The organism is Rhodopirellula sp. SH410 (assembly GCF_055811895.1).
Window position 1 is genome coordinate 2,006,431 of the sequence record NZ_CM147949.1, and the last position, 26,007, is coordinate 2,032,437.

Annotated in this window: 20 protein-coding genes; 11 read left to right on the forward strand and 9 right to left on the reverse strand. The window is 58.3% G+C overall.

The features are described 5' to 3' along the window. Positions 1-24 precede the first annotated feature (24 nt). Genes SH410x_RS07550 through SH410x_RS07575 form a run of 6 tightly spaced genes read left to right on the forward strand, consistent with a single transcriptional unit; the run spans position 25 to position 6,497 of the window. Entirely contained in the window at positions 25-834 is an 810-nt protein-coding gene (locus tag SH410x_RS07550) for a hypothetical protein (protein WP_473675879.1), read from the forward strand. Continuing rightward, positions 831-1,541: a c-type cytochrome gene (locus tag SH410x_RS07555; RefSeq protein WP_473675880.1), complete on the forward strand. Its 711-nt coding sequence runs from the start codon at positions 831-833 to the stop codon at positions 1,539-1,541. Before SH410x_RS07550 ends, SH410x_RS07555 begins: the two co-directional genes overlap by 4 nt. Beyond that, positions 1,534-2,064: a QcrA and Rieske domain-containing protein gene (locus SH410x_RS07560; RefSeq protein ID WP_473675881.1), complete on the forward strand. Its 531-nt coding sequence runs from the start codon at positions 1,534-1,536 to the stop codon at positions 2,062-2,064. Before SH410x_RS07555 ends, SH410x_RS07560 begins: the two co-directional genes overlap by 8 nt. Next, a complete protein-coding gene (locus SH410x_RS07565; protein WP_473675882.1) occupies positions 2,061-3,635 on the forward strand; it encodes a cytochrome b N-terminal domain-containing protein in 1,575 nt (524 codons plus the stop codon). Before SH410x_RS07560 ends, SH410x_RS07565 begins: the two co-directional genes overlap by 4 nt. Next, positions 3,632-5,977: a cytochrome c oxidase assembly protein gene (locus SH410x_RS07570; protein WP_473675883.1), complete on the forward strand. Its 2,346-nt coding sequence runs from the start codon at positions 3,632-3,634 to the stop codon at positions 5,975-5,977. Before SH410x_RS07565 ends, SH410x_RS07570 begins: the two co-directional genes overlap by 4 nt. Before the next feature lies 1 nt (position 5,978). After that, entirely contained in the window at positions 5,979-6,497 is a 519-nt protein-coding gene (locus tag SH410x_RS07575) for a hypothetical protein (protein ID WP_473675884.1), read from the forward strand. Here the strand turns inward: SH410x_RS07575 and SH410x_RS07580 are convergent. Further along, positions 6,487-7,842, reverse strand: coding sequence for an outer membrane beta-barrel protein (locus SH410x_RS07580; RefSeq protein ID WP_473675885.1), 1,356 nt, complete (start codon positions 7,840-7,842; stop codon positions 6,487-6,489). The genes SH410x_RS07575 and SH410x_RS07580 overlap by 11 nt on opposite strands. Before the next feature lie 625 nt (positions 7,843-8,467). On the opposite strand from SH410x_RS07580, the gene lptB reads away from it, so the two are divergent. Then, entirely contained in the window at positions 8,468-9,376 is a 909-nt protein-coding gene (lptB, locus tag SH410x_RS07585) for an LPS export ABC transporter ATP-binding protein (protein WP_473675886.1), read from the forward strand. A 978-nt stretch (positions 9,377-10,354) separates the two neighbouring features. Here the strand turns inward: lptB and SH410x_RS07590 are convergent. Further along, entirely contained in the window at positions 10,355-11,713 is a 1,359-nt protein-coding gene (locus SH410x_RS07590; RefSeq protein WP_473675887.1) for a sialidase family protein, read from the reverse strand. Between the two features lie 636 nt (positions 11,714-12,349). On the opposite strand from SH410x_RS07590, the gene SH410x_RS07595 reads away from it, so the two are divergent. Further along, the gene (locus tag SH410x_RS07595; RefSeq protein ID WP_473675888.1) at positions 12,350-13,360 is read left to right on the forward strand and encodes an SGNH/GDSL hydrolase family protein; all 1,011 of its coding nucleotides are present in this window, start codon (positions 12,350-12,352) and stop codon (positions 13,358-13,360) included. Between the two features lie 136 nt (positions 13,361-13,496). Here the strand turns inward: SH410x_RS07595 and SH410x_RS07600 are convergent, their stop codons facing one another. Further along, complete coding sequence (locus SH410x_RS07600) at positions 13,497-13,940, reverse strand: thioredoxin family protein (protein WP_473675889.1); 444 nt, start codon at positions 13,938-13,940, stop codon at positions 13,497-13,499. A 772-nt stretch (positions 13,941-14,712) separates the two neighbouring features. Here SH410x_RS07600 and SH410x_RS07605 point away from each other — a divergent pair. The 3 genes from SH410x_RS07605 to cyaB are packed head-to-tail and all read left to right on the forward strand — an operon-like array spanning position 14,713 to position 17,371. Next, entirely contained in the window at positions 14,713-15,837 is a 1,125-nt protein-coding gene (locus SH410x_RS07605; RefSeq protein WP_473675890.1) for a thiamine phosphate synthase, read from the forward strand. Beyond that, positions 15,834-16,745 carry a DUF2059 domain-containing protein gene (locus SH410x_RS07610; RefSeq protein ID WP_473675891.1) on the forward strand — a complete coding sequence of 304 codons (912 nt, stop codon included), beginning with the start codon at positions 15,834-15,836 and terminating at the stop codon, positions 16,743-16,745. The genes SH410x_RS07605 and SH410x_RS07610 overlap by 4 nt, the downstream gene beginning before the upstream one ends. A gap of 47 nt (positions 16,746-16,792) precedes the next feature. Continuing rightward, positions 16,793-17,371, forward strand: coding sequence for a class IV adenylate cyclase (gene cyaB, locus SH410x_RS07615; RefSeq protein WP_473675892.1), 579 nt, complete (start codon positions 16,793-16,795; stop codon positions 17,369-17,371). On the opposite strand, the gene SH410x_RS07620 is transcribed toward cyaB, so the two are convergent. The 6 genes from SH410x_RS07620 to SH410x_RS07645 form a co-directional block, all read right to left on the reverse strand. After that, positions 17,368-18,555: a glycine C-acetyltransferase gene (locus SH410x_RS07620; protein WP_473675893.1), complete on the reverse strand. Its 1,188-nt coding sequence runs from the start codon at positions 18,553-18,555 to the stop codon at positions 17,368-17,370. The genes cyaB and SH410x_RS07620 overlap by 4 nt on opposite strands. Continuing rightward, positions 18,556-19,584 carry an L-threonine 3-dehydrogenase gene (gene tdh, locus SH410x_RS07625; protein ID WP_473675894.1) on the reverse strand — a complete coding sequence of 343 codons (1,029 nt, stop codon included), beginning with the start codon at positions 19,582-19,584 and terminating at the stop codon, positions 18,556-18,558. A 146-nt stretch (positions 19,585-19,730) separates the two neighbouring features. Beyond that, entirely contained in the window at positions 19,731-23,297 is a 3,567-nt protein-coding gene (locus SH410x_RS07630; protein ID WP_473675895.1) for a PVC-type heme-binding CxxCH protein, read from the reverse strand. Between the two features lie 294 nt (positions 23,298-23,591). Next, positions 23,592-24,542, reverse strand: a complete 951-nt coding sequence (gene mdh, locus SH410x_RS07635) for a malate dehydrogenase (protein ID WP_473675896.1) — start codon at positions 24,540-24,542, stop codon at positions 23,592-23,594. 147 nt (positions 24,543-24,689) lie between these two features. Beyond that, positions 24,690-25,508 carry a sirohydrochlorin chelatase gene (locus SH410x_RS07640; protein ID WP_473675897.1) on the reverse strand — a complete coding sequence of 273 codons (819 nt, stop codon included), beginning with the start codon at positions 25,506-25,508 and terminating at the stop codon, positions 24,690-24,692. 1 nt (position 25,509) lies between these two features. Beyond that, the gene (locus SH410x_RS07645) at positions 25,510-25,905 is read right to left on the reverse strand and encodes a heavy-metal-associated domain-containing protein (RefSeq protein WP_473675898.1); all 396 of its coding nucleotides are present in this window, start codon (positions 25,903-25,905) and stop codon (positions 25,510-25,512) included. Positions 25,906-26,007: the final 102 nt, after the last annotated feature.

Genomic DNA, 26,007 nt, shown 5'->3' on the forward strand with positions numbered 1-26,007 from the left:
GCGGCGAAGGTGAGTGAGCATTTTATGAGCGAAGAAAGCGAAGAGACCGAAACGATCGCGATGCCGGCACCGACGGCAATGCCGATGTTGACGGCTGCCGGTGCGGCCTTGGCGGCCGTCGGGATCGCGACCAATCCGTTCATCTCCGTGGCAGGTGTGGTTGTGTTGCTGTTTGCGATTCGCGGGTGGCTGGGTGAGTTGGCACCAGGCTGCGGGGAAATCGAGGAGGCCTGGGTGCCGCGAGAGCAGCGTGCCAAAGCAGTCGCCGTGTCGACTCGTCGCGTCGCCCAACCGCGTCCTGGTTTGCCGGGCCATCGCAGTCACTTTCCTGAACGTGTGCATCCCTATGCCTCCGGTGTTGTGGGAGGGTTACTCGGCGGAGGTGTGATGGCGTGTACCGCGATGCTGTTTGGCATCGTCAGTGGCCGTGGGATTTGGTACCCGATCAACATGCTCGCGGGGATCGTGCTGACACGATTTGACGACGTCAGTAGTCTGGAGCTGGGTCGTTTTAACGCGACCGCTTTCGTCATCGCACTGGTGTTGCACCTGATTGCCTCGGCCTCGGTCGGGTTGTTTTTCTGTATCGTGCTGCCCACCCTACCGATGTCGCCCGTGTTCTGGGGCGGCGTGGTGGCGCCACTGATGTGGACGGGCGTACTCTATGGGTCGATCGGCATTCTCAATCCTCTCATGAGTCAGCACATCGTGTGGTCGTGGTTCATCGTGTCCCAGTTTGCGTATGGATTGACGATGGGGATGTACGTGGTGAGGGCGAAGAAGGCGACAGCCAGGCGCGTCGACGGTGGTTCGCCTGGTGGGGGTGAGTCATGAAGCGGTTCGGTATGGCTTGGCTGGTCGTTGCCATGGTGGCAGTCGGGTGTGGGAAACCAAACCCCGCGGATCGCTATGTCCGTCCTGATCAGGTCAGCGATTTCGCGGCTTTGTTTGGCGAAAATTGTTCGGGCTGTCACGGAGCGGATGGGCAATGGGGGCCCGCGCCGCCATTGAACGATCGATTGTTCCAAGCAATCATTTCCAGCGAGGATTTGACCCACCTCGTCGTTGGTGGTCGTGCCGGCACGCTGATGCCCGCTTTTGATCGCACGCAGGGCGGCTCGCTGACAGACAAACAGGTCCAAATTCTCGTGTCGGGGATCCGCGATCGGTGGGCACAACCGCTCGAGGAGCCACCTGGAAATTTGCCGGAGTACCGGGTCAGCGCCGACGATCCGGCGGGAATTCAGCAGGGGAATGTGGCTGAGGGAGCAAGCCTGTTTGCAACGGTATGTGCGACGTGCCATGGTGATGAGGGACGCGGTGGTGACGCCGGTTCGATTGCAGGTCGCGAATTTGGGCAACTGATCAGCGACCAACTACTCCGCCGGATCATCATCACGGGCCGCCCGGATTTGGAGATGCCGAATTATATGGAGAGCGGCAAGGAGTCAAAATTGGGGCGTCCATTGACGTCGCAAGAGATCGTCGACATCGCGGCCTACGTGCGAATGATTCAACAGGGGAAACATGAGAATGAGTGATCAAGGCAATGGCGATTGTCCATGCAAAAGCGCCGCGTCGGTTTCGCGGCGAGGCGTCTTGGAGTGGAGTACGTACGTGCTCGGCGGTCTGGCCGCGACGGTTACCGGGATCCCGATCATCGGGTTTTTACTCGGGCCACTCGCCAAGGACCCTGACCAGTGGATCGAGGCGGGAAGCGTTACCGAATTTCCCGAGGGAGAAACCCGCCTGGTCGATCTCCGCAACCCACTGGGGAAAACGACTGATGGCGATAGCGGGAAGATCGCCGTCTATGTGCGGCATGTGACGGGTGCGCAATTCCAGATTTTTGCAATCAATTGCACTCACTTGGGATGCCCGGTGAACTGGATCCCGACGGCGGGCTTATTCATGTGTCCCTGTCATGGCGGTGTGTTCTATGACGATGGTTCGCATGCCTCCGGGCCGCCGCCGCGGGGGCTCTATGAATACGAGCACCGCATTGAAGCGGGCAGCTTGATGGTAAAACTCGGTCACCTTCCCACGCTGCAGCAACCCGCATGAAACCGCTCATCGCCATCAAGAAGGGAGCGATCGATTCGCTGAACTGGTTCGAATCACGGCTGCAGTTGCGGCAGTCGATCTGGCCGGTGATGCGGCATCCGATCCCCGCCGAAGTCGCTCAGAAGAAGGGCTGGTGGTATGTCTTTGGCAGTGTGACGATGACGTTTTTCCTACTGCAGGTGGTGACCGGGATTTGTTTGGCGATGGTTTATGAGCCGACGGCTCAGTCCGCCTACGATAGTCTCATCGAACTCAATGAGGTCACACCGTTCGGATGGCTGCTGCGTTCGATTCACTATTGGTCGGCCACGGGGATGGTCGTCATGCTGATCGTTCACATGACACAAGTGTTTTTAATGGGGGCGTTCAAGTATCCGCGTGAAGTCACATGGCTATTCGGCGTGGGATTGTTGGTGTTGACGCTGGGGCTCGCGTTCAGCGGACAGGTCCTGCGGTTCGATTCGGATTCCTATTGGGGTGTGAGTGTTGCGGCAGCCGCGGCGGGCCGGGTCCCCTGGGCTGGTCCCTCGATCGTGCACCTGATTTTGGGCGGAGAGATCATCGGCACCAACACACTGGGGCGGTTCTATTCGCTGCACGTCTTTGTCCTGCCCACGCTGTTGGTTTTGTTGCTCTCGGGGCATATCTATTTGGTGGTCAAACGTGGCATCTCCGAACCTCCCGAACCTGATGAACCGGTCGATCCAGCAACGTATGATGCGAAGTATGAGAAACTGCTCGACCGCGGTGTGCCGTTCTTTCCACATGCCGTGTACCGGGATGGGATCGCCTGTGCCGCGGCAGTGTTGGTGGTGGTGGGGTTGGCGGTGACGCTCGGGCCCAAGGGGCCGATGGCGCTACCGGATCCAACCATCGTCCACGCCGAACCGCGACCTGACTGGTACTTCCTGCCTTTGTTCGCGGTCGCGGCATTGTCCCCAGCATCGATGGAGACATTTTTGATGCTGGGCATGCCTGTGCTCGGTCTATTGGTGCTGGTCGCGATCCCGTTCATCTCGGGGACAGGACAGCGCAGTGCCCGTCGTCGGCCGGTCGCCGTGTTGGTGGTCACGATGATGTTTGTGTGTCTGACGATTCTGGGCTGGTATGGGCAGGTTTCGCCATGGTCCCCCCAAATGGATGCCTGGAGCAGTGAGGCGGTGCCCACGCGAATTGTCAAGGAACTCGCACCGCTCGAATTGCAGGGGGCCGTGGTGCTGCAGAACAAGGCGTGCCGTAACTGTCATGCGCTCGATGGCCGGGGCGGCCAACGCGGGCCAGACTTAACCGATGTGGGGACGCGACTGAACCGCGAGGCGATGATTCGTCAGGTGGTCCAGGGTGGTGGGAACATGCCCGCTTACGGTCAGAAACTCAGTAGTGCCGAGACGAAAGCATTGGTAGCATTTCTGATGGCGATGCGGCCCGCGGGGCAACCGCCCGCGAAGATGCCTGCGGCCCCAGCATTGACGGCGCCAGTGGCAAAATCGTCGGCGCCCGCACCGGCCTCGGGTACGCCCGGTGCGACAAATCCTGCGATCGGTTCTGACGCCGCAAGAACAACGCCGTGAGTCAGGCCGATTGGATCGCGATCCTCAGCTCGTGGCAGTTCAGCCCGACGGTGTTGCTGGGGCTGATGTTGAGCGTGATCGTCTACATGCGTGGCTGGTGGCGTTATCGGCAGAAACGTGATTCACCGTTTTCGGGCATGCAGGCTGCATCCTTTGCGATGGGGATGGTCGTCGTCTTCGTTGCCCTGCAGTCGCCGCTCGACGCGTTGGCGGGTTTTTCGCTGCAGGTACACATGGTGCAGCACTTGCTGCTGATGATTGTCGCGCCGCCGCTACTGCTGTATTCCGCGCCGACGCTGCCTGTGATTGCGGGACTGCCCAAGGGATTCCGTGATGGATGGATCACGCCGTTCGCGACGTGGCGTCCACTGCGTGGGTTGCTCTCACGCCTCTTCCATCCGGCGTGGACGTGGTGCCTCTTTGTCGCCTCGTTATGGATTTGGCATGCGCCGTACTTTTATGATCTTGCGCTGCGGTCTGACGTGTGGCACCGTGTCGAGCATTTTTGTTTTCTGACGACGTCGATTCTGTTTTGGTGGCCGGTCATGCAGCCGTATCCATCACGGCGGCCGCAATCGCAATTTTGGTTGGTTCCCTACCTGTTTTTAGCTGGAGTTCAGGGCACAGCCCTCGCGGGTATCCTGACGTTTTCGGATCAGGTTCTCTACACGAATTACGAACGAATGCCCAGCCTATGGGGGATTGATCCGCTGACCGATCAAGCGATCGCGGGCGCGATCATGTGGGTTCCCATGTCACTCGCGTTTTTGATTGGGCTGGTGCACGTTGTTGGTCGACTGATGGCGACGGCCGATCCTGTTCGCCGCGTCGGGGCTAGCACCCAGGCGGCTAGCACCCAGGCGGCTAGTCAGGGTGACGCTGTCCCGCGAAAATCAGCGTCTCGCGGTCGATCGGTCGGCCTAGCAATCGCAGGTGTCTCGGGGCAGTCGCGCGGAAACCGGCAGTCATGCGTTCATCTGCTGTTTCAATCGGCCGTCACCCGTTCGGTACTGCGAGCGGGGATGTTCGCGTTGGCGCTGCTCGTCATCGTTGACGGGATCTGGGGCCCTCAAGTATCGCCGCTGAACCTTGCTGGTGTGCTGCCATGGATCCATTGGCGAGGCATCCTGGTGCTGACGCTGCTGGTGGGAGGTAATTTCTTTTGCATGGTGTGCCCGTTCACCTCGCTGCAGAAGTGTGTCAACGCGATCGTGTGCTGGCTACACCTACCATTGCCTCGGCGGCGGCAATGGCCGCGGCCGCTGCAGAACAAATGGCTGGCGATTGGAACGTTGGTGTTGTTCTTTTGGGGTTATGAAGCGTTCGCGTTGTGGGATCGGCCGTTTTGGACGGCGATGATCGCGATCGGGTTCTTTTCGGCTGCGGTTGGCTTCGAATTATTTTTCGTCCACGCACCTTTTTGCAAGTATGTGTGTCCGATTGGGCAATTCAATTTTGTTCAGTCGATGATCTCCCCGACTGAGATCGGCGTGTCCGACAGCCAAGCTTGCTCGAACTGCACTACCAAAGACTGCATCGCGGGGAACGCGGCCGCGCCCGGTTGTCAGACACATTTGTTTCAGCCCCGCAAGCACGGCAATATGGACTGCACCTTTTGCTTTGACTGCGTCACCGCTTGCCCGCATGACAATGTGGTCCTCATGTCGGTGCCCCGCACCTTGGACTTAACGAGCGACCGCTCGCGGTCGAGCATCCGCCGCTACAGCGAACGCCCCGATTTAGCGGCCATGATTATCCTTCTGTTCTTTGCCGCTTTGGTGAACGCAGCATGGATGACGGGGCCGGTGCTCGGTTGGGAGGACAGGATGGTGGGTTGGCTCGGTGTGGGGCGATTGCCGGTCCTCACGGCGGGGTTGTTCGCGGCCCTGATTCTGGTCCCGTGGATCATCGTGACGACGATGACACGGCGATCGGAAATTGCCCGTTTCGCGCCCGCTCTCGTCCCGCTGGGGTTCGGAATGTGGCTCGCTCACTATTCGTTTCATCTTTTTACGAGTGCGGACGCTGTGCTGGTCGCGGGAGCTCGGATGTGGAGCGACTGGACGGGCGGGGAGTTTACGGTCGGCCCGGTCGCCTGCTGTTGCTGTCGGGCTGATTCGATACCCTGGCTGTTGCCGCTGGAATTGATTTTCCTGGGCGTGGGCCTCTGCATGTCGTTCGTGGTGGGCTACCGGATTGCCCATCACGCATCCGATCGAGGCCGTGTTGGCTGGCGTCCACTGATACCCTGGCTAACACTGATGATCGCGTTCTATTTCTGCTGCGTGTGGGTGCTGCTGCAGCCGATGCAAATGCGTGGTGCCTTGATGACAGGGATGTGAGATGCGTTCCATTTTCGTCAGCACGTTGATCGGCATAGCACTGATGAGTTCTGCGATGGCACCGCACGCGATTGCCGATGGCGGTAGGCTGCAGTTGAGCCACGTCGTTGACGGACGCCGATACACCGCCTTCACTTCTCCGACACCGCTGCAGCCCGGGATTGCGGATATCAGTTTGTTGATTCAAGACGTTGCTCAAGGACACGTCATCGGCGAAGAAACGCTGCATGTCACGTGTCGACACCGGCAAAGCGACCGTGTCGTAGAGGGCCGAGCAAGTCATGCTGATTCGACGAATCGGCTGCTGCAATCGGCGAAGTTGATGCTACCCGATACCGGGGCATGGCAAATCGAGATCGTCGACCTCGCGGCAGAGTCGCCGACCGAACCGGTCGCCAGCTTTGCTGTGATGGTCGAGGTTCAGCGATTCAGTATCCCCTGGACAGCGGCGCTGGTGACAGCGCCGCTGTGGTTCATTGCTATCTTTCTACTGCGGGAACGGATCCGATTTAGAAAGTGAAGATCGCGTCCATGCCGAAGATAGCCTTGTTGCGTGCCTTGTCTTCGTTGACGCCGGTCCGGTCGTAGTCGACAATCCAACGCACTTCAGGACGAACCATCAGGTTCGAGTTGACTTTGTAGTTGATGCCAACGGTTTGGTTGAACAGATCGGCACTCTTCAGTCCCGGATTTGCAGCACGTACTTGTGGCGTTGCCCAGTTGAAATACTCCGTACGGCTTCCCAACGCCAAACGGTCCGACACTTCATAGATGAAGTATGTATTCAGACCGTAGGTGCGACGCACGAGCGCGTCGGCGGCGTCCTCGGTTCCCAAGTAATCAAACTGGGTCAAGTTCAGCAGTTTGTCGGTCAACTGTGTTGTCGCGATGAAACTTTGAACCGAACCGCGTTCGCCGTAGTTAGGGCTGGCAACGTCGTCGTTGAAGCGTCCGATACAGGTCGCATAGAGCAAGTTGAAGTTGTCCGTGAATTGGTGGCTAATGCCGCCCAAGAACGCGTCTCCATTGTCGCTAAACGCACTGTCCCAACCTGCTACCCAACCACCGTGCACAACCGTCTTGTCGTTGTCGAAAGTGTGTGTTGCCAGCACACCGCCGTGGGTGAAGGGCTCGGCATTGTAGAACGTGAATTGACGGCTGTAGAAGAAGTTTCCGGTCGCTGCGACCACTTCATTACCGACGATGGTGAAAAAGTGACCCACTTTCACCTTGGTATTGCCGTAGGCCACTTCGCCGTAAAGCTGTGGGATTGCGTGGCCATAGGCACCACCATTATCCCACGGGTTGTCGAAGCTATTGTTGGCGATGCCGAATGCCTGGGTGTCAGGACCATCGGTACCATAGAGATAGTCGATCCGACCACCGAAACTCAGTCCGTCGCTGCCGTCGGTCGCCTTCTCAGCGTAGAGCCACTGCTGCTGCAGCTGGACGTGGTCGGCATAGTTGTTGAAGTTAGCAGGGGCTCCGCCAGCTCCGAGGATGCCATTTCCGGCGTTATTGCTGGTGAAGTAGCCGAGTTCCGACCAGCCACCGAAGGACCATCCGTTGCGGTCTTCAAAGAGCTGCCACGGGTCGCCGAGGTCCTTCCCGCCGCACAGGCCGCTATCGCAACCGCCTGCGGAATCGCACCCGCCGTCACAAATGTCTCCGTCACAGCTGTCCAGAGCGAAATCTCCGAGATCGTAGGTTGGCCCGGCGGATTCGCATCCGCAAACGGGTTGGCCACAATCACACTGTGATACGTGCGAACTCAATTGGATGTTGTTGTTTTGCTCTGCTGAGGCAGTGCCCGAGTGGATGCCACATGCGATGGCTGCGATAAGCGCTAGTTTACTAAGCTTCATTGCTGTTATTAACTCCCCAAAGTCCATAATGGTAGTAGTAAATGTCTCGATAGCATTGGTCCGAATCGCTATCTGATGCCGCCTACATGCAGAGAGAAATAACCGCCATGGATCGCAGTTGCCTTGCCTTCGATTCCCACAGCGGCGAAATTTGATTTCTCGCTGCGTAGCTCCGTCGTCGTTTGGCGCCATGCGTCGGTCTTGCTAGATGTGGGTATCGGTGCCAAACCTGCTGGAAATGCACGTTTGTCTGCCTGAGAGTGCCAAACCGTCGCATCGGTGGTTGCGATAGGCTGCTCACCGAAAGCAGGAGGACTGGGGGGACTTTGGTGATTGCGGGTGATTTGTGGCGGTAGCTTTGCCGCATTGGGGGTATTCAGCTCGCTGTAGGCTCTCAATGTGTTTGAATCCCGCGTTTGACGCGTGGTCAGGAGAGTGGGGATAGAACAGGTAGGAACGGGGGGTGTGGGCTGCGGTCTGCGGGTGGTTGGCGTATTGTTCGAGGATTTGGTCCCGACATTCGTTGAGTTGGCGCGCGAGTCGAGATTGTGCTGGCGGCGGACTTTTGCGATGGTAGCCATCATCCACCACCTATTTCACCCTCTTGAGATGCCGGGCCGCCGCCATGTCCGACGATTTCGATACCGCCACGCTACCGAACTCCGCTCAAACGGACGTCGTCGAGCGGGAACCTATTCTCGAGGCCATTGGTCTGCAAAAGACCTACGGACGACGACGAGTGGTCGATGGTGTGAACTTGACCGTCGACGAAGCCGAAATTGTGGGTTTGCTCGGGCCAAACGGTGCTGGGAAATCAACCAGTTTTCGGATGATTTGTGGATTGGTCCAACCCGACCGGGGACGGGTTTATCTGGCTGGGCAAGACGTCACCGACTGGCCAATGTTTCGCCGCGCCCGCGACGGGCATATGGGCTACCTGCCGCAAGAGCCGAGTGTCTTTAAGAAACTCACGGTCGAACAAAATATCTCGGCCCTATTGGAACTCCTTGGCTTCGGCCGCAAGCGACGGAAAGAACGCACCAACGAACTGCTCGAAGAATTCAACATCACGCACATTCGCAAGAGCCCGGCGGCGGGGCTGAGCGGTGGCGAGCGACGACGGCTCGAAATCGCTCGCTGTCTCGTTTCGAATCCGAGGATCGTGATGCTCGACGAACCCTTCGCGGGGATCGACCCCGTGACGGTCCAGTCCATCCAAGGGGTGATCACCCAGCTTCGCGATTCCGGGATCAGCGTCCTGATTACAGACCATGCCGCGCGAGAGATCTTGACCACGGTCGATCGCTGCTACGTGATCTACCAGGGACAGGTCCTGATCGATGGCACACCCGATGAAGTCAAGCGGCACCCCAAAGTGCGTGAAGAATACCTCGGCGACCTCGACGCCGCCGCGGGAACGACCCCGCGACCGAGCGAGAGCGAACTGCAGACCCGCGTTGACGAAGCTCACCAACCGGTCCGAGTCAAACCCGCTGCCGCCCGCCAACGCCCCCGCCGCGTTACGGACGTGTGAAACCGCAGCCCGCTGTCGAAGAGAGTAACCACGAACGACACGAATCAAAGCTAGGTGGAGCTCCGCTTCTTTCGTATTCGCGTGATTCGTGTCATTCGTGGTCCCAGAAACGGTGCGTTGGTTGCTCCGTAATCGCTAGCGGATAATTCGTTCGTCTTGATTGAACCACGAATCACACGAATGGCACGAATCAAAGTTGGGTGGAGCTCCGCTTCTTTCGTATTCGTGTGTTTCGTGTCATTCGTGGTCCCAAAAACGTTGCGTTGGTTGCTCCGTAGTCGCAGGCGGACAATTCGTTCGTCTTGATTGAACCACGAATCAGACGAATGACACGAATCAAAGTTGGGTGGAGCTCCGCTTCTTTCGTATTCGTGTGTTTCGTGTCATTCGTGGTCCCAAAAACGTTGCGTTGGTTGCTCCGTAGTCGCAGGCGGACAATTCGTTCGTCTTGATTGAACCACGAATCAGACGAATGACACGAATCAAAGCTAGGTGGAGCTCCGCTTCTTTCTTATTCGTGTGATTCGCGTCATTCGTGGTCTCAAAAACGTTGCGTTGGTTGCTCCGTAGTCGCAGGCGGACAATTCGTTCGTCTTGATTGAACCACGAATCAGACGAATGACACGAATCAAAGCTGGGTGGAGCTCCGCTTCTTTCTTATTCGTGTGATTCGTGGTCCCAGAAACGTTGCGTTGGTTGCTCCGTAGTCGCAGGCGGACAATTCGTTCGTCTTGATTGAACCACGAATCAGACGAATGACACGAATCAAAGTTGGGTGGAGCTCCGCTTCTTTCTTATTCGTGTGATTCGCGTCATTCGTGGTCTCAAAAACGTTGCGTTGGTTGCTCCGTAGTCGCAGGCGGACAATTCGTTCGTCTTGATTGAACCACGAATTAGACGAATGACACGAATCAAAGCTGGGTGGAGCTCCGCTTCTTTCGTATTCGTGTGATTCGAGTCATTCGTGGTCACTGCCCGTCAGCGGCTTTCATTTGCGACCGGTGCCGGGGTTTGGAGCCACGCGAGATTGAAGCGATAGTGGAGCTGACTGCTGATCAAATGAATCACATTGTCGGGTGATTGTGTGGCCGCTAGGTAGCCTGCATGTTCAGCGTTTGTGGGTGTCGCGGTGAATTTCTGCGTCCACGCACCGCCATTGAAATCGCCTTCGCCGGGGGTGAGCAGTTTGCGAACGGGCCATGTCTCGCCCTCGTCGAATGACAGTGCCGCGTACATTCCATGGCCCAATTGCTCCTGCCCTGCAGCATTGATGAAGCTCATCTTGCCGGATTCGGGGTGTTTGCGGTCACCAGTCGTGAATGAGACGAGCAACAAAGGACCTTCGTTGAGCCGCCGCAGGACCAGTCGCTGACCACCTCCGATCGGTGGAAACACACTGGCCGAGTAAGTCCACGTCTTGCCCTGGTCAGCAGAGATGCTCTTAGGCATTTTGCCGTCGATGGAATCGCCGCGGCCCATCGCCATCCAGCGACCGTCGCTCAGTTCAGTCATCTTGGCATGAATTCCCGCGATCGTTCCTTCGCCCGTGCCACCAGCGACGAACTGTTGTTGTGGCTTGCCGGCCCCGGGATCGTTCCATGTCAGACCGAGATCGGAACTGATGTGAAGCGCCGTGCCACCGTTTCCGCCTGGGACCGCGTCACAGGGTTGAATCAATACGCCGTTTTCCGTCAATAACGTCCCAGAGATCACTTGATTGCGGCGTCGAAAGTTTGGATCGATCGCGGAGGGTGGACTCCACGTTACGCCGTTGTCCGAGCTCGTGCGCATCAGCAGCGCTAGATTCTCCCAACCCTCCTTGCCTTGGGCACCCATCCCATTGAAGTGATAGATTTTTCCCTGCCCGTCATGCAAGACGCTCGAGCCGTGCATGTTGTGGTCAGGGCACTTAAGGAATTCACTCGACGGATCCCACTCGGTTTGCCCCGCCCGCAGGCGGCTGGCGAGCACGGTCAGTTCGGTACCGACTTCACGGTCCGTTGAATACCAGACCGCGAGTAAATCGCCATTGGGCAACCACGTTATCGAGGGGCAATGGTTATGCGAATAGAATGGTTCTGACGTTTCCGTGGGCGCGATCACGTAGGAGATTGGCTGCGAGAAGAAAGCTTCGCTGCCACCGGCATTCTCGCTGGCGACGGTCGCATTCGTCCACTTGCGGGGGGACTGCGAAACGTCGCGGGCCCAACGAGGCATGTCCGCGTCGGTCGATGTGATCGGGCTCATCTCCGCGACGGCACCGTCACGCTGTTGGACTGTAAAATGCCGCCAAGTCGATGGCTGATCCGGAGACTGAGCGGTTCCCAAGGTTGCCATCAAACAGCCCACCAACACAGATGGAACGACAAAGCAGATTGATTTGACATGGGAGCTAGAATAAATAGGTTGCATTCGTTTGTTCGGCTAGAGTGGACGTTCGCTCGGCTCTCCGAGCGAACGTGGGATGGTCTTCCACGACGTCGATGCCGCCACGACGGGCTGGGAGCCGATCGGACGTTCATCGTGGGCATGCCGCATCGGCTGCTAGTGATCAGATACAGTATGGTTGGGGACGTCTCGCATGTCGTCCCCTGAACCCGTTCCGAAATCGAAACAACTCACGAGAAATATCTTGCGCAAACCGCTGCTATCTGGGGCGTTCACCACCGGGGTGTTGGTGCTGGTCACGAGCTCGGTCTCAGCAGCGGACACCAACGCTACCGTTTTCGAACTGCCGAAAGGTTGCTCGAATGCGGAGACGAGGGGAGAACCGCCGACGACGGGGCGGGGACTCGTTGCGGGAAGCTCTGGTTGTCAGGGCAACGTGATCTTTTCCAAGGCAGTCCCGTTCGCCGACAACGTCGAACCGTGCGACTACGATATGACGTGCTCGGCTGCCGCTCAGGCTTGCGATTTGGAGCAGTGTCTGCGATCGGTGGGATCCACGCACCAGATCACTCTTTCGGTTCAACCATGATCAGACTTTGGGTCGCCGGATTCGTCGCCGGGACGATGCTCGTGTGGCTGACCTCGCCGCTTTTCGTTCGCAGCTATCACTCGAAGGTCTACGATCCGGTCTGCCAAGGCTTGGTTTATCCTGTTGGGACGAAGTATCGATGGCGGAGCGAGGGGTATGCGACGACCGCATTCGGACCGTATGGAATGCCCGGGCGAAAAACTCTTCCCGAACGATCGGCCGCGCGAGTGGTGGCCCTGTGGGGCGATTCGCAAGCTGAAGGTGTGTGCGTTGCGGACCAGGACAAACTATGGCGGGTGCTGCAAACTCGCCTTAGGCTGGAGGATGAGACTGAATCGAGCGAGGTCTTGCCCATGGCCCATAGCGGCGAGAATGCGGCGAATTGGACGCGGGGATTTGCCGCCGCGGAAGAACAGCTCGGCGTCACCGAGCATGTGCTGCTGGTGTGCGAACTGGATGATCTCACCCCGCTCGCTCATCCTGCTTCGGATTCCTTGGCTGGAACGCGGTCACGTCACGGCAGCGGGGTGATTGATTTCATCCCCGATTTTGTGATTCACGCGGCACGAGGCCTGATCTTTCAGGGCGATTCGGTCGAACTGCGGCGACTTCGTTTCGGCGTCGGCCCAGTCACCAATGACGTTGAAACGCGGTCACACAAGTCGGTCGCCCCCATGAATCTGCCCGCAGCCGACATCGCCGCTAGGCTGGTTGAGTCAACGAACCGTCCCGTCACGGTGCTCTACGCTCCGAGTGTGCCGCGGATCATGGGGGGCGAGCTCCGATGGGATGATCCACAGGACCCTGCCTTTGTGTCGCTCGCCGAAGAGCTTCGACAACACGGAGTTCGCGTCGTCGACTGCCGCGACGGGCTACGGCAGCTAGCCGTTGAAGGTGCATTCCCGCACGGTTTTCAAAATGGGGTGATCGGCAACGGACACCTCAACCCCGCGGGATACCATGCGATCGCGGAGTCGCTCACGCAGGGCGAACGGCCGCGGGAATAATCCCACTGCGGCCGGAGATCGAAAGTGCCTGGTCGCTACGCTCGCCCGAGCGTGGCTGGGTTGGCTGCGAATGCCGCAGGTCCCGCCACCGTCTGGCGACGGTAGCGACAAGATAGAGGGCGATGCGGGGCGAGTTTTAGCCGCGACCGAGTCCCTCGCGGACTTTCTGCAAGAGGTTGCGGACAGGCTGGACGGGCTGAAAGCCCATCAGGCGTCGTCGCTTCCAGTGCCCGTCTTCTGTTTTACTGAACATGATGATTTGAGGGATCAGGTTTTGACCCTCCATCAATTGCGCGGCCAGTTCCGGCTCGGCATCACGATCGACGATGGCAACGCTCACGTTGTCCAGTTCGCCCGACCGAGTCATGTCCGCGATCGTCGTTTTTTTGAGGACTTGGCATGCCGGGCAATACGGGGCACTGACGACAACCATCAACGGCTTGTTTTCCTCGACCGACTTCTTATATGCCAAGGTGTAGTTCTGCTCACTCGGATGTGTAGGAGTTTCTCTCGCAGGCTCCAGCATCGACGAGCCGGTGGTAACGAATGAGAGAGTGAGACCCAAGAACAGTGACAACATTCCATGCTTCCTAGTGCAAGTTGGTAGGTCAAGACAGTTGCGGCACCAAGCCGGCGGCATCGAGTTAGGCGAATCGTACGCCATTGGGTTCCCAAGTCATGCGGGCTGTTTTAGCAAACGCTAATGCGACCCACGAAACCAGGCTCGAAGAAAAGAGGAAATGAACTGTCCGGACAAAATGTAAAGCCGCACCCCATAGAAGTCTCCGGAAATTCCCTTCCGTCGCTTCGACAAGCTGGGCAACATATCGCTTCGCAGTAAGTCGGCTCCTGTCTGCGTACTCCGACGCTGACGTAGGAAATGACTCTGGCCTGAGCAACACCATCGTTCACGTCTTCCAGATCGGGTGTTTCGGCAAGAAACAGAACTCGATTGGGTGAGCGATATTGTTCATCCACGCTGGCGAGGATTGTAGAAATGCAGGTAGACCGTGCAACCTGCAGAATCGGCATTTTCGGAATCCCTTGCCAAGGGAGCCGAAATAGCCGCTTGATGGCACCGTATGGCTTTTATCGTCTCCTACGTATCCTGCCTATCTTAACCATTTGCTAGCAAAGGCTCTCAGGCGTCCGGTTTTTGCATCAAAGTCTGCCGCGTGGATTGCTGCATTTTCGCCAGCCGGTTCCGTCCGTCTGAGCCGGTGCGCACCCGTTCCTTGCGACCGGCGAAGTCGTTGGCCGACAGGGATCCCTCCTATTTCCGTTTGCTCCCGGTTGGCGTCCAATAGTGCCGATTCCCCATCGTCCCCACCGTTCGCCAGAAATCGCTACCCATGACGAGTTGCCCACCTTTGGACCACGATCGACGGGCCATCCTGCGTATTTTGGACGCCAATGCGAATCGTGCCTCCGAGGGGCTGCGTTCGATGGAGGAAACCGCGCGTTTTGTGCTCAATGCCACGTCGCTGACCCAGCAGCTGAAATCGCTCCGTCACCGCTTCGCGGGCTCACTCGAACGCCTGCCGCGGATCGAATTGCTCCAAGCACGGAACTCGGCCCTCGATGTCGGCACGACGGCATCGACCGAACGGGAGCAGTATCGCGGCTCGGTAGCGGAGATCGTGGCCGCGGCGGCAAGCCGGACTCAGCAAGCGATGAGATCCTTGGAGGAGTACGGTAAAATCATCGACAGCCCATTTGCTGCCGAGATCGAACAGCTTCGCTATCGCTGCTACGACGTGTGCTCCCAATTGGAACAGATCTGTCTCGGAAACAGCGACCGTAGAAATCGATTGCAGCAGGCGCGACTGTACGCATTGATTGACAGCGGTACCAGCGAGCCGGAAATGCTTGACCGGATACGCTGCTTGGTTGCCGCGGGGGTTGATGTCATCCAGCTCCGAGACTCCAGCGTGGATGATCGCACGCTCTGGCAGCGGGCGGTTGCGGGAGCGCGTCTCGCTCGCGATCTCGGTGTGTTGTGGATCATCAACGATCGCGCCGATATCGCAGCGGCCTCAGGTGCCGACGGTGTGCATGTTGGTCAAGATGAGTTGCCGGTCGAACAGGTTCGCCTAATTGTTGGCGCCGATAAACTCATTGGGCTTTCAACTCACAATGTCGATCAGGTTCGCGAAGCGTTGTCCTCGACCGCCGATTACATTGGATGTGGTCCCGTGTTCCCAGGCAGCACTAAGACGTTCACCGAGTTCCCCGGCTGTGGATTCTTGCAGCAGGTCGTCAGCGAACTGAGGGGCGTCGCCGACGCCGATCCGACGTTCGCCGCTTTTGCGATCGGTGGGATCACACCCGCCAATGTGCAGGAGGTTGTCGCCGCTGGTTTGGGCCGTGTTGCGGTCACGTCAGCACTGAGTCCAGGCAGTGAATCGGATAACGCGGCATCGCTGCGACGGTGTTTACAGCAGGTTCCTTTATCTAATAACGAGATCGTTCTATGACTCGACTCGCAGTCTTTGTACTCGTCATCGCCTATCAGCTGGCGGCTTCGTTCCCCGCATCGGCCCAGCCGTCTGGCGCCGAATCCATCACCGATGTCGTCCAACTTTCCGGGACAACGGAGTTGATCGAGAGCAGTGGGCTCGTGTTTTCGACTCGGGATCCGAATTGTGTTTGGACGCACAATGACTCGGGCAATGCAGCGAAGCTATACGCATTTGATCATCGTACCGGCGAACTGACGGGTGAGTGTCGATTCACTGGGATGAAGGCTTTGGACTGGGAATCCCTCACATCGGCCGGTGCGGACTACCGCGAGCTGATTGTTGGCGATTGTGGAGACAACGATGCCCGCCGCAAACACATCACACTGTATCGTTTTGACGAGCCCGATCCGCACGCGGTCACGCGACTTTCCGCGTCGGACTACCAAACTCTCAATGTGCGTTTTCCTAGCGGGCCTGCTGATTGCGAAGCGGTTTGGTACGACGCGGCGGAATCGGGACTGATGTTGATGACCAAAGGTCGCTTGCCGTTTGCCAGTGTGTACCGAGTTTTCGATCAGCAATGGGGCCACGAAATAGAACCAGACATTACGCGGGAGAAGTCAGCGGCGGCCGGCGTGCCACCACGGATCGTCACCGCGACGAAAATCGCGACCGTCGCGTTGCCGATGGCCACCGGTGCGGATCGAGATCGAACGACGGGTGACATTTGGATTTCGAGCTATTTTCAAGCATTCTGTTTCCAGCGAGGGGGCCACGCGAGCGTCCCGGAGCAGCTCCGTGATGTTCCCCTCGCCGTCGAAATGCCACGCTGGCGACAGATCGAAGCGATCGCAGTGAATCAGGAGTCTCAAGTCTGGATCACGAGCGAAGGAAACCCCGCTAAGCTGGGCCGGCTGAAGTAGTTCACGGCGTTGCCATCCGCAGATCAATCCAACGAGGTTCCAGGTTCATGTTTGAGATCGAACAAAAGTATCACGTAGACGACCGTGAAGCATTGGTTGAGCGACTTGCCACCGCGGCAACCGTTTTGGTATCGACACAGGAAAACGATGATACCTACTACAACCATCCCAGTCGCGACTTCGCCGAAACCGGCGAAGCCCTGCGGGTACGGCGCATCGATGGCCTGCCACTGGTGACCTACAAAGGGCCGAAGTTACCGGGCGACGTCAAAGCACGTGAAGAGCTCGAATGGCGACTCGACCCCGGCGACATCGACGGATGTGCGATGGAAAGATTGCTGCACCATCTCGGATTCTGTAAAGTTGCCACCGTCAGTAAACGCAGGGAAACCTACCGTCTTGGTACCGACGAGGACTGGCTAACGATCACGATCGACGAAGTCCCCGCGTTGGCGCGTGATGGTGACCGGGGATTGTTTGCCGAGATTGAGTGTGTGCTGAGGACGGATGCACCCAGCGACGAGGACATTGAGCAGGCACGCCAGCGGGTCACCAGTTTGGCAGCAAGGCTGGGACTGACCCAGGCCGAGTCTCGCAGCTATTTACGAATGGTCTTGGAGGGCTAGCCCATCGCGAGTTCACGCTTCGCTTCGCTGAACTTCTCGATCGCGAAGCTCAGATCGTCTCGTGTATGAGCTGCGGACACCTGGGTGCGAATCCGAGCTTTCCCCATCGGAACGACGGGGTAGGAAAATCCGATAACGTAAACGCCCTTGGTGAGCATCCGATCGGCCATACGGACGGCCAAGGCCGCGTCGCCGAGCATGATCGGAACGATGGGATGTTCACCGGGAACGAGATCAAAGCCGGCTTTGGATAGACCGCTACGGAAAAACGCCGTGTTCTCAGCCAAGCGATCACGCAGGTCGGTTGACTGAGTGAGCAGGTCGATCGCAGCCAACGAACCGGCTACGATCGGCGGCGCGACGGAATTGGAAAATAGGTAGGGACGCGAGCGTTGCCGCAGCAGATCAACAATCTCCCGCCGTGCACTGGTGTACCCGCCGCTGGCGCCGCCGAGCGCTTTGCCGAGTGTGCCGGTGATGATATCGATGCGATCCATGACATCATGGTGCTCGTGAGTTCCCCGCCCATTTTTCCCCATGAAGCCGACTGAATGCGAGTCGTCCACCATCACAAGTGCATCATAGCGATCGGCCAGATCGCAGATGCCGGGCAAGTTTGCGATCGTGCCGTCCATCGAGAACACGCCATCGGTCGCGATCATGCGGAACCTTGCCGAGCCAGCTTCCTGTAACTTCGCCTCGAGATCGGCTAAGTCATTATTGCGATAGCGAAACCGCTTGGCTTTGCACAGTCGGACCCCGTCGATAATCGAAGCGTGATTGAGTTCGTCGGAAATAATCGCGTCTTGATCGGTGAGCAGTGTCTCGAATAAGCCACCGTTGGCATCGAAGCAGGACGTATACAAAATCGTATCGTCCATGCCGAGAAACTCACTCAGTCGCTGCTCGAGTTCTTTGTGGATCGCTTGGGTTCCACAGATGAATCGAACCGAGGACAGACCATAGCCCCACTTTTGTAATCCTTCGGCAGCCGCGGCGGCGATGGCGGGATGCTCGGACAAGCCGAGGTAGTTATTCGCACATAGGTTGAGTACTTCGTTGCCATCGCCGACACGAATGTGCATGTTCTGCGGCGACTGAATCGTGCGTTCAGACTTATAGAGGCCTGCCTCACGAATTTGGGCGAGTTCATGGGCCAGGTGTGATTGAAATTTGCCGTACATTTAACTGTTCCAGTTTAGGATTACTTTGCCGGATCGGCCCGACATCATCACTTCAAAACCTTTTTCAAACTCGTGGTAGTCGAAACGGTGAGTGACGATAGGAGAAAGGTCCAACCCGCTTTGCAGCATCACCGTCATCTTGTACCACGTGTCGTACATCTCGCGTCCGTAGATGCCCTTGAGGGTGAGCATATTGAAGACGACCGTGTTCCAGTCGATGGCGATCTCGTCGGCGGGAATTCCCAGCATCGCGATTTTGCCGCCGTGGCCCATCTGTGAGATCATGTCTTGGAACGCGCTGGGGTTGCCGGACATTTCCAAGCCGACATCAAAGCCTTCACGCATGCCGAGTTCCCGTTGCACGTCGCTCAGTTTTTCGCTGCGGACATCGACCGTCCGGGTCGCGCCGAGCTTTGTGGCGAGTTCTAGACGCCATGGATTGACGTCCGTCACAACGACATGGCGAGCGCCCGCGTGCCGGACGACTGCCGCAGCCATGCAGCCGATCGGGCCGGCACCGGTGATCAGAACGTCCTCGCCCAGAATCGAAAACGTCAATGCCGTGTGGACCGCGTTGCCGTACGGATCAAAGATCGCGGCGATGTCGCGATCAATCGCGTGGTCATGATGCCAAACGTTGGTCATCGGGAGCGCGATGTATTCGGCAAACGCACCGGGACGGTTCACGCCGATGCCCTTCGTGTCAGCGCACAGGTGCCGGCGTCCCGCCATGCAGTTTCGACAGCGTCCGCAAACCACATGCCCCTCGCCGCTGACGACATCGCCAGGACGAAAGTCCACCACGTTCGCGCCGACGTCAACGATCTCGCCGACAAACTCGTGCCCCACCACCATCGGCACCGGGATCGTCTTTTGTGCCCAACTGTCCCACGAGTAGATGTGGACGTCGGTACCACAGATACCCGTCCGATCGACTCGAATCAGAACATCATTGATGCCGAATTCCGGCATCGGGACGTCTTCGAGCCACAAGCCACGTTGGCGTTCGCGTTTGACGAGTGCTTTCATATAGACTTAACTCTGCCAGTTTGTTGAGCGATAGAATGAGTAGCAGCCTCTCAGTGAGACGCTGAATCGAGTCCCGTCGAGACCCGGCTACTCTTAGGCGGACGATGCTTCATATAGCGTACCGCGTTGTATCAAAACATAACTTCCTATCGCTGGGAAGCAGCGTGCTGTAGATACTGGACGATTTCCGCGATGGCATCATCCCCGAGTGTTTGCTGGAAATTACTCGGCATGAGTGATGTGGCGGCTTCGCGTCGCAATTCAATTTGATCGAGCGGCAGGTTCTGCACCTTTCCATCTGGCGCAACAACCAATACACGGACTTCGTTCTCGTCTCGCACCAGGCCATTGATGACGGTTCCCTCATCGGTCAAGAACGTCGTGGTCCGGAATGCTTTGTCGACATTTCGATCAGGCACCATGAGGTCTTCGAGCAAACGCTGCGCACTTCGACCGCCGACACCGTCGAGTTGAGGGCCAACGAGATCGCCTTGTCCGGCGAGTTGATGGCACACTGCGCAATGTTTGGTGAATAGCGTCCGCCCTAATTCCTTGTCCCCTTGGAAGTTCACCAGACGGTTGCGAATGTCCATCATCGATTGCTCAACGGCCGCATCGATCGGTTTCGCTTTCGAGCGGACCACCTCGGCACGGGCGATCAAACTGGCATCGGCGACTGTTTGCATGGGTTCCCAAACGGTCTTCTCGAGCAAAACATCCGGCGCGAGCGAGCCGTCCTCGATCATTTTGATCAAAACCGGAACCGTCTGTGTTTCGCTCGCCAGTGAAATCGCTAACTGTGATTGTTGAGCGGTGGTGAGGAGTTTTGCGAGTTTCGATGTCTGTTCGAGTTCGTCGATCGTTTCGCCTTGGGCAGCGAGAGAAATCCAGCCATCGATCAATGGGGCATGGATGGCCAGTTCAGTCGCTCGCGTCAGGAGTCTCGCCAAGGGGCGAGACTCATCGAGTTCGGCAATGACCGCGGCAATCCTTGTGCGGTTGTGTCGATCCTGGGGCAGCAGGGAGAGCAACTCAAGCAGATCGGCGCGGCGATCGATCATCCGATATCGAGTGAGCGTCGCGAGGATTCGCTCCACCGAATCGTCGGTCTCCGACAGCCAAGCGGGTTCGAAGGCGCCGCATGCGATCCACGCATAGGCTGCTTCAGCATCGCCATCGGTACAGCGAAGCACGACCGGAGTTCCCTGGCTGGTTTGGCAGTTCCAATGGACAGCAACCGCGGCATCGCGGCGTGGAGGGAATGCCGTTTGCAAAATCTGGCCCGTCGTTACGTCAACCAGTTCGATGCGATTGAGATGGCTGTCGTCGAGATCGGGGCGTCGGTTGTGCCCTGCGATGCGAAAGGAGATTCGCTCGGGGCACACGAACGGGCTGCTTGTCAGTTGTCCCGTATACGTTTCACCCAGTGGAAACGAACTTAGCAAATCAAGTGGCTGGCCCGTCTCATCGCTGGGGCGATTTTGCGTCGGCCATCGATTACCGTGTTCGTCATGCCAGCTGATGGCCAGCGGTTGTCCATCGTCTAGTCTGGATGTGACATGATCGAGATCGATCTGGATCAGTTCGTCCAACCACGCTCTTAAGTGGGGAGGTACCGGTTTACCTCGTTTGCCAAGCGTATCAACGAGCGTGTCGACGAATCGCTGTTGAGTGAGGGGTTGGTCAGCAGCGATTTGTTTTGCTAGATCAATCACAACGTTGATCCGCTCGTGGGATGCCTGCTCGATGATATGCTGCATGAGTTCCGCCGATTCCGCCGATGACGCCTGGTCTCTCGCGAGGTACGCCATCAAAAAATCAGCCGCCACCGGCGTGGTGACCGCCTGCATGATTTCAGCGAACGCCCGTCTTGGTTGCTCCGGCATCGATTCGGTCAGGCCTTGCAGCGACGAATCGAAATCGTTTTGTGAGCGCGCGATGTTTCGGAGGGCAATGCGAATCGTTTGCCGTTGGATGGGATCGTTGGGCGCGACGGTGGCGAGAGCCTCCAGCAGCGGGACAATCGCTCGCGTGCTTTTGCTGCCGCCGAGCGTCTCAGCGGCGGCGCATCGCACGTGGGCACTGTCGTCGCGAAGTCGTGTGATGGCGAGGTCAACGATGGATGCGACATCGAGTCGCCCCGCATCGAGCGTTTCGCCGCTGAGCGAGGCGGACATCGCTCGGCAGGCGTGGGTGCGTACTCTCGCCGCAGGATCGCTCATTAACTGTTTGAGCAATTCGATATCGAGCAACGCACGTTGCTGCAGATACCAAGTTGCCGTGATGCGAGCAGCCTGATTCTCTTCGCTCGGGGTGCGTACGAGCTCTCGCGCCTCATCGTCGAGGGACTCCGATGGGTGCTCGACGGCGTATTGCAACGCGAGGCCGCGAACCGTCGGATTGGGCGTGTTCCACGAGCGGGCAAAATCTTCGACGGCGGGAGGAGTTGCCGAGACTTCGTCGGGCAATCGCTGCGAACGAATTTGCCAGATGCGTCCTCGGAATCGATCGCGTCCAGGGTGCTCGAGAGGGACTTCGTAATGTCCGATGATCCGGTTGTAAAAATCGGCGACGTAGAGATGCCCATCCGGTCCGAGGCGGATATCGACGGGGCGAAACCAAGGATCGTCACTGGTGAGAAAATCGGGCAATTCGCCGGCCACCGCAGTCGCCCCGTGGTAGGCAACCGCGTTGCGATTGATCCGCGATGTCATCACATTCCCGCTGAGCATCTGGTCGGCCAGAGCAGGCCTCCCCAGTGTTTTGGAGAGGAACACCAATCCGGAAATCGCGGTGCTGCCATGGAAGTGATCCATCATCGGCGGCACCATACCCAAGCCGTCGTGGGGTTTCCCGAAACTCGGGTAGTAACCGTCGCGGACCATTTGACTGATCGGTTTGCTATGGCAATCCGCCGTGAAATCATTCCCCCAGTCGTCGCTCGCCCTGCCAAACGGATTCACCTGCCCCCAGGTCACATGCTCGACCCGCGAGCCATCGGGGCGAAACCGAAACGTGTTGCCCGAATGCATGACAATCTCGTGGCCATCGGAGCCCGCGACGGTTGACTGGTTATTAAAACCGTGGTTCGCGTAAACCCAACCGTCGTCACCGAGCCGCATGGAATTGATCATGCCGTGGGTATCACGCGTGGTATCAAAGGGCCCGAGGACAATGTCACGCTGATCGCAGACATCGTCCCCGTCCGTGTCGCGAAGGTAGTAGATATTCGGGATGCTATAGCAGAGGCAACCATCGCCGTAGGGCAGCACGCCGATCGGAATATTCAGTCCGTCCGCAAACAGGATCGAGCGATCTGAGCGACCATCCCCATCGGTGTCTGCGAGGATACGGACGGAATCGCTAGGCGTTTTCCCGTCGCTCGCTTGGTAGGGATACTCCAGGCTACTGGTCACCCACATTCGACCTCGACCATCAAAAGCCATGTTCATGGGCTTGGCGATTTCGGGTTCGGCAGCGAACAACCGGATTTCGTAGCCCTCGGGCAGGTGAAACCCAGCCTGTTCCTCGCTAGGCGTGCGCGCCTCGGTAGGACGCACACCCTCGCCATACCAACTCGGTGGAGAATTCGGTTCGGCCGCGCCCTCGTCAGCGTGAGACGCTGTACGCTCAGCCGCCGCGATGGGCGAAGACAGGAGCGAGGCAAATACCAGGAGCAGTGTAGATACTGGTACGACGACGGGAGCGATCATGGCGGGCCTGCAGGGTAGGATCTTCAACAAGGATCTTGTTGTCAGATTCTACCCTGAGGTCGTTTGCTCATGTCTTGGCAGCCGGCTGAAAGTTCCGGCATCGTCGGTTTGGAAGATCCTGCCGCATGAGGATCTTCCACGGTAGCCAAGGGCTCGCGGCGTATTGATGTCATGAGCCGAGTCGCGTGAGCGGCCGGGTGGCTCGCGTGAGCGGCCGGGTGGCTCGCGTGACCCGATGCCTGACGGCATTCGGCTCACGATTACCGGTTGAACTTCGACGGCATCAATCGCCTGTTAGGCCGAGAGCAGTTCGTCCATGGTAGCGACGAGCGACTTGACGGCGTTGACGCTATTTTGGAAAGCAGCCGTTTCGGTGTCGGTGAGATCGAGTTCGATGATCTTCTCGACGCCGCCGCTGCCCATCACGACAGGCACGCCGACGTAGTAGCCGCCGACGCCGTACTGCGAATCGCAGTAAGCTGCGACGGGGATGACGCGTTTCTTATCTTTGACGACCGCTTCGACCATTTGCGTGCACGCCGCGGCAGGTGCGTAGTAGGCGCTACCCGTCTTGAGCAACGAGACGATCTCGGCGCCGCCCTTGCGGGTGCGGTCGACAATCTCATCGAGTCGCGCCGAATCGATCAGTTGCGTGACGGGGATGCCGCCCACGCTCGTGCAGCTTGGGATCGGCACCATGGTGTCGCCGTGACCGCCCATCAGCAGGGCGCTGATGTCTTCGACACTCACGCCGAGTTCCATGGCCAGGAACGTGCGGTAGCGAGCGGTGTCGAGCACGCCGGCTTGACCGATCACGCGGGCGTGATCGAACCCGGTTACTTTCCACATCTGTTGGACCATCGCGTCGAGCGGATTGCTGACCACGATGACCACGGCTTCGGGACTGGTGGCTTTGATCTGCTCAGCAACGCTGGTGACGATTTTCGCATTGGTCGCCAACAGATCGTCGCGGCTCATCCCGGGTTTGCGTGGGATGCCAGCGGTGACAACGATCACGTCGCTGCCCGCGGTGTCGGCATAGTCGGTGGTTCCGACGATATTCGAATCAAAGCCCATGATGGGCGACGCCTGCATCAAATCGAGCGCCTTGCCACGCGGCATGTCTTCGGTTTGAGGGATATCGAGTAGGTAGACATCGCCGAGTTCAGCGGCTGCGCACCAGTGGGCACACGTGGCACCGACATTTCCGGCTCCGATAATCGTGATTTTTGCGCGACGTAGCATGAGGTTTCATCATTTTGCGGGGAGGTAAGTGGTCATCATTCCAATATCGTGGCAGCACCGTGCCGAGCGTCAAGAGGGGCTGATTCTCATTGTCGCTCGACGGCTCAGTCCGTCTGGGTGGATGTGGCTCAACTCGTCGCTGTGTGTTCAGCGAGTCTCGTGAATCCGTGCGGCGATCGCCGTCGCGACCAGCTCACTCGGACCGAGGTAGGGTGAGACATCAAACCGAATTTTTCCGTTGAGGTCGGCGATGCGATTGGTTTGTTCGGTGATCGCCTCATGCAGCCGGCCGGCAAAGAGCAGATGAGGTTGCACAACAATTCTGTCGAATCGTCCCGACTCGGCGACCGCGCGGAGCGTGTCGGGCAAGCGTGGCTCGGCCATCGCGTAAAAGGTCGTGAAGACTCCGCCCGCTGGGATGACAAATTCATTGGCGAGCGAAAGATGCGATGCGGCATCACGACCACGGACGGCGACTTCACTGAGCACTCGCATGTCTGAACTGGCGCAGACATCACGACTGCCACGACCGACCATCACAATCGCCGTTCGCTCGATGGCGGCGGCTGCGTCGGGAGACCTGCCGAGTGTCTCATGCAGCCGGGCGCGAACGGCATCGATCATCGCGGTTTGGCGAGTGATCGGTCGCGCATAACTCACCGGCACCGGAGTCCTGCTGGGCATCGCAGCTTCGGCGGCAGCGACTTCCGCAGGGATGTCGCCTTTGGCGTGACCAGCCGAGAAGAGCAGGAGCGGGGCCACGGTGACGCACCGAGCACCCTGCTCAATCAACGATTTCCATGCTTGAGAAATCGTGGGCTGTTGGAACTCCAGCAGGCACGGGCGCACGACCGTGTCATGACCCAAGAGCACGCCCAAACGATCGCTGAGCTGAAAGAATTCAGCGGTACCCGCCGCGTCTCGCGTACCATGGCCGACTAGCAGAACACCGCGGGGATCTCGCAAACTACTGAACGCGGGTGGCGTCGCTGAAGCCTTCTTCTTTCAAGCTGGCGAGTGCCTTGTCGATGTCAAAACCGGCATCGTATTGAACGATGACCTTTTTGACGGTCAGCGTTTCGGGATCGGGTTGTTCGATGAGTGTCACTTCGCTGACCCCATCACTGCTTTCCAAGGTTTCCTTGACGCGGGGATAGCAGGCGAATTGGCAATGCATGCTGGGCACCTCAAGAGTCAGCGTGCCCGCTTCGGCAAGCACCGCTGGGGAGGCCGAAACCGCAGTCGCCGAGGCCGCAGTCGCCGAGGGAGCCGGAGCTTCCGGTGTTCCGCTCGGTGCCACAATCAGGGCGATCATGATGCCCAGGGCGGCAATCCCGGCAACAGCGTAAACGATCGATTTCATAACAGAACCATGGTGAAAGGGGGGTGCTTTGTCACAGCTGAATCGTTGGGCTGAGTGTCGTGGAGTTTGTGAGGAAACCCCTCCGCAGATGAACCTCTCGCA